Origin of the sequence: Chlorobium ferrooxidans DSM 13031, assembly GCF_000168715.1 — a bacterium.
GTDB classification, from domain to species: Bacteria; Bacteroidota; Chlorobiia; order Chlorobiales; family Chlorobiaceae; genus Chlorobium; species Chlorobium ferrooxidans.
Genome location: NZ_AASE01000042.1, coordinates 1 through 5,000 on the forward strand (window position 1 = coordinate 1; position 5,000 = coordinate 5,000).

Genomic DNA, 5,000 nt, shown 5'->3' on the forward strand with positions numbered 1-5,000 from the left:
AGGGGACGTCGCAACTGAAGCACAGATAGAATATATATCTGAAGTAGGATTATTGCTCTTTGTAACCACTTTCAGTCAATTTACCTCACATAACATATAGATATTGCCTGTATTACTGAAATAATATGATTCAGGCTGAAGCTCTGCCTGTTATACTCTAAATAAAAAGAGCCGTCTCTTCCTGTTGTATAAGGTAAAGACGGCTCTTGACTTACAATCAATCATTCAGTTGCTTAAGACTCAAGCAAAGATCTCAAGTAGTAACAACGAAACAACTGCTTGATCAGAATGCGCTGTAGAACATTGCTGTGGTCAGCTGTTTTCCGACAGCGTCGGTTTTTATGTCACCGGAGTAGAAGCTATGGTTGAGCTGGAAAACCATATTTCTTGCAATCTGGTAGTTTGCTCCAAGTGTCAGCGCATTGTCATTGTCTGCTGCACCTGCACCGGAGTTGGCATTTCTGTATGCAACACCAATACCAAGTCTGTTAGGCACAATACCGAGCTCGGTTGCGATGGTCAGTGCATTCTTGCTTGCTACCGTTGAAGCGTTATAGAAGTTGGCTGTCTCGCCTGCTTTCGAAGCGGCTGCGCTGCCATAGGCAACATAGACTCCAAGCGGCATGTCACCGGCTTTACCCTGTGCCTGTGCGTCAATAGCCCACGCGCTGGCGTGATTGCGAGTCGGAGCTGAGGCGGTTCCTTCTTCTGAACTGCCGGTCCATATCTGAGCACCTGCAGCAAGATCCCAGTTTCCAACCTTCTCAGGAGTTACAACACCTCTGATATAGCTGAGCGGACGACCCGAAGAGAATGCAATACCATCAGTCAAAACATCCTTGACAAGATACGGGGTATAGCTGATGTAGCCATATTTGTGGAGCGCAACCAGTGCAACACCGGTTGTTTTGTGCGCTGCACCAATGTACTGCTGAGCTGAAGCCTCTGTTCTGTTCTCAAACGTGCGGCTGAAGCGCAGTGCACCAGTGTTCAGAAGCTCAAAGCCATATGCTGCACCCTGGGCGTCGGAGTAGAACGGAATTGCACTGAAAGTAAAGTCATTCGCAGGAAATACGAATGGAACTTTAAATCCGAGCATGCTTGCTGTGGTAGTAAGACCGATTTCCGCCTGGAAACCAATATTCTTTGCAACTTTGCCACCAACAAAAAGCGTAGCCTCGTCAGGAACCTGGAACTCACCAGCATTCAACTCGGTGTCAGCAGTTCCGTTGGTCTTCTGGTATCTGAACTTCGATACAAGGCCAGCATTAAGAATTGCAGGAGTTGAAAGATTGGTGTCTTCAATCGTACCCTGTTTGCCTACTGTTGTGTAGCCGTTAGCCTTGAATGAGCGACCATAAGCATTCAGCATTGGAAAGCGCTGAAAATGGCAGGCTGCACAGGACTGACTGGTCTGTCTTGCAAACACCGGGGTGGCAGATGCCTCCTGCGGCGAAGAAAGCGCCATCAGACTAAGACAGCTTGCTCCAACAAGCATGGTTTTTTTAAGCGTCATAATTATTCACTCCATTGTTTTTGTTATGATTGAAAATGGCGATAAATCACCAATCTTTTAATGTTAGTGCATCAATAAAACCCGAAACAGAAGGCATACCAACTCCTGTTTCACAAGAAATCAGAATCAGTCAAACAGACACTGATCGACCATATAGGCGACGGCATTGGCACTTTCAGTTAACGTCAGCGCATCCATGCCGCCCTTGGCTGGCATATTGTTGAACCCTTCAACCGCATGCTTGACCATAGCCTCCATACCGTGAGCCATTCTTGGCTTCCAGGCCGTAATGTCACAGAATTTCGGTGCATCCATAACTCCACTACTGTGGCATACTGAACATGCCCTTTCATAGACATCCTTACCCTGAACCATATCGTACTTTGCACGTAAAGTGGCTCTGGCAATATCTTCAGCATTGACGATTTGCGAGGAACAGATAAAAACAACCATCAGAGAACAAACCTGAACAAAACGCCTCATAATCATCTCCATTATTGATTATATAATTGACTTTATACCTGTTTTTTCAGCCGATCCACTCAAAAGAACGACTCAAACCCTCTTCACCCTACTCACGTCAGCCTAATCATAAGCGCTAAAAAACCGCTCATGATAGTATAAAACCCCTTAATGTCCGGAATGAGTGATAAAATCATCAGTCCGCTACATAAAAGAGGGACAAGACTAACAAAAGGACTACACCGTCCGAATGTCGACAAATGAACAACCTGAAAAGATTAAAATATAAAGCGGATGAAGCCAACGTTTCAGGGCATCAATCAACTCCAATAGCGATTTCCTGCTTATAAAGCCAACACCTACTACAGAAAATTAAATTACAATGAAAATATGTTTAAAATCATATTAAAAACCAAAAAAAATAATTTCACCCAATTGCTGACATGACGCGGGCATTGCGCTTTCTGATCCCTGCCGATGATTTCCTCCGGTTTTCAAACCGCCTTTTCATATATAAATCAGCAACCCTTCTCCGTACTGACTTCTGCCATATTACAGAATTTAATATGATATAAAACGATATACTTACGACTACCCGAGAAGAGACTCAATAATTTTGATGAGATCTGTTAAACGATTGATTTAATTGCTGATATATGACCTAATAAATCACTAAAATCATCACTACAGGTCCTATGAGCGAGGCTCGACGAGAAAAAAAATAAGCTCCGTAACAATTAGTGTTACGGAGCTTGGTCAATAGAATCAAACCGTAATAGGGTCAGAAGTTATTCATTAATAATCCTCACTCTCCCGCACCTTCGGCCTCAACTTCGAAATGAACTTTTACCGATATATCCGAAAAGAGTCTGGCATCTGCTTCAAATTTGCCAAGAGTCTTGACCGGAGCGTCAAGCGTGATTTTGCGACGATCAATCTCAAAACCCTGCGCTTTGAGTGCCTCAGCAATATCAGCAGAAGTTACGGTTCCAAAGAGTTTGCCCGATTCACCGGCTTTGGCATATACCTTCAGTGCTAACTGCTCAATGTTCCGGGCAACTTCGCGGGCATGCTTGCGCAGTAACTCGACCTTTTTGGCCTGTTGCTTTTTTTCTGTTTCAAGAGCCTTGAGCGTTCCCTCTGTAGCTCTAATTGCGATCCCCTGCGGAATCAGGTAATTGTTGGCATAACCGTTTTTGACGGCAACAACTTCACCTGTGTCGCCAAGGGTAGCCACATCCTTTCTTAAAATGACTTTCACTGCTTAGCTTCCTCGTTCAATAGATTGCGAAAATGGTTATTTGTATTCATCGACAACATAGGGTATTACTGCCAGGAACCTTGCCCACTTCACTGAATGGGTTAAAAGGTTCTGCTCTTTGGCAGAAAGACCGGTGATTCGACGGGGAATAATTTTTCCCTGATCGTTGATGAATCTTTTCAGCTTGCGCTCATCGCGATAGTCAAAAAATACCACCTGATTTTTCGACACTTTTTTCTTCGACGCAAGAGCATTGCTCAACGATTTGTTGCCCTGCGATTTGTGGCCTTGTGACTGTGTGAATTTCTGTCTCATAAGTATCTTTACAAAATTTTGCTTACCCTGTCCTCTCAATCGGAGGAAAGGTATTTGTATTCGTAAATGTGACTGGCTTCATCGTCAGGAATCTCTCCATGGTGGATATCATGACATTCATCCTCAATAAAGCCCTCTTCATCATCCTCACCATTTTTTTTACGTTTGTTGAGGAACTGGATTCTTCTTGCCTTTATCTCTACAACCGTTCTTGAAGTTCCGTCCTGAGCCTTCCATGTGCGGCTTTGCAATTCACCATCCACAAGGACAGCTGAACTTTTCTTCAGGTTGTCACGGCAGCTCTCTGCAAGCTTGTTCCATGCTACCACACCAACATAGCAGACATCCTCCTGCCACATGTGATTGCTGTCACGGAACCTTCTGTTACATGCAATTGAAAAATTAACGACCGGCGTTCCGCCTGAATTAGTCTGCCTGAATACCGGATCTTTCGTGAGATTTCCTGCGATTATCACACTGTTTATTACACTGTTTATTTCAGGCATTTTCAATTCAGCCATAACATCTACTCCGTTTAAATCTCAAAAGGAATCACGTCGTTCGCTTGCTTTCACTCCAAACATGACGATCATTTAGCCGCTGCTTCAGAAGCTGCTGCCTCGAGGGCCGCAACATCTTCCGGACTGCCTATGACAACGCTGTATTTCTCAACCCTTTTGCGCATTTCAAGAAGAGCGCCTGTAAGCTGGATAATCAGGTAACGAAGCAGATCTTCCTCGTAACGCAGTACCTTTTCAATCTCAGCAATAACTCCCGGGGCTCCGGTAAATTCGATGTGGGCATAGTATCCGATCGTCCTCTTCTTTATCGGATAAGCAGTCTTGCGGCGTCCGATTTCGAGAACACCGCTGATGCTCCCGCCTTTTTCGGTAATGACCCGCTGAACCAGCTCCATTGCAGCAGTAATCGCCTCGTCCTGAAGCCCGCCGTCAATGATGACTGTACATTCATAAAGTTTGTTTTTTTCCATAGCGCAAATTGCTGATAATCATTATTACTCCTCAGTTGCTTGCAAAACGGCGAGGGTCCGGTATTGCGCAGACCAGCCCCACGGCTTCACGGTTTCCCGTTGAACACCATCTGCAAATTTGAACATTAAAGGTAATCTATTTACACCAGTTTTCCAACCTGCCGGATAAAACCATAAAAAGAAGGTTTTCCCGGGAAGCACAGAAAATAGATCTTCTTTATTTTTAATACTTTACACTAAATCACACCTTCCAGGCTACCCACAACCGGCAGGCGGGATACCTGTTTACTCGACATTGCCGTCGATTGCAACGCGCTATGCTGATCCTCTTTACAACTCCGCCTGCCTGAAATAGTCAAGAATTCTGCTGGCTATGTCCCGTGCAGAGAGTTCGTTCATGCAACGAAAATGCCCCCTCGGACAACGCTCCCTTCCGATATGCGAGCAGGGTCTGC

The 5,000-nt window shown here is 44.8% G+C and carries 7 protein-coding genes (1 of these 7 running past the window's edge); all 7 read right to left on the minus strand.

The window, feature by feature from the left end; translation table 11 throughout:
- Nucleotides 1-283: 283 nt before the first annotated feature.
- Nucleotides 284-1,516 (minus strand): hypothetical protein, encoded by a 1,233-nt coding sequence (locus CFERDRAFT_RS11450; protein WP_006367388.1) that lies wholly within the window; start codon nt 1,514-1,516, stop codon nt 284-286.
- Nucleotides 1,517-1,642: 126 nt separating this feature from the next.
- Nucleotides 1,643-1,999 carry a c-type cytochrome gene (locus CFERDRAFT_RS11455; protein ID WP_006367389.1) on the minus strand — a complete coding sequence of 119 codons (357 nt, stop codon included), beginning with the start codon at nt 1,997-1,999 and terminating at the stop codon, nt 1,643-1,645.
- Nucleotides 2,000-2,783: 784 nt separating this feature from the next.
- The gene (gene rplI, locus CFERDRAFT_RS11460) at nt 2,784-3,239 is read right to left on the minus strand and encodes a 50S ribosomal protein L9 (protein ID WP_006367390.1); all 456 of its coding nucleotides are present in this window, start codon (nt 3,237-3,239) and stop codon (nt 2,784-2,786) included.
- A gap of 36 nt (nt 3,240-3,275) precedes the next feature.
- Nucleotides 3,276-3,554 carry a 30S ribosomal protein S18 gene (gene rpsR, locus CFERDRAFT_RS11465; RefSeq protein ID WP_006367391.1) on the minus strand — a complete coding sequence of 93 codons (279 nt, stop codon included), beginning with the start codon at nt 3,552-3,554 and terminating at the stop codon, nt 3,276-3,278.
- 35 nt (nt 3,555-3,589) lie between these two features.
- Nucleotides 3,590-4,075: a single-stranded DNA-binding protein gene (locus CFERDRAFT_RS11470; RefSeq protein ID WP_006367392.1), complete on the minus strand. Its 486-nt coding sequence runs from the start codon at nt 4,073-4,075 to the stop codon at nt 3,590-3,592.
- 68 nt (nt 4,076-4,143) lie between these two features.
- Nucleotides 4,144-4,545, minus strand: coding sequence for a 30S ribosomal protein S6 (gene rpsF / locus CFERDRAFT_RS11475; protein WP_006367393.1), 402 nt, complete (start codon nt 4,543-4,545; stop codon nt 4,144-4,146).
- A gap of 330 nt (nt 4,546-4,875) precedes the next feature.
- Nucleotides 4,876-5,000: the final stretch of a glycosyltransferase family 9 protein gene (locus CFERDRAFT_RS11480; protein WP_040433860.1), read on the minus strand. 877 nt of this gene lie beyond the right edge of the window; only the last 125 of its 1,002 coding nucleotides appear in the window; the start codon falls outside the window, past its right edge — the gene reads right to left on this strand; it ends in the stop codon at nt 4,876-4,878.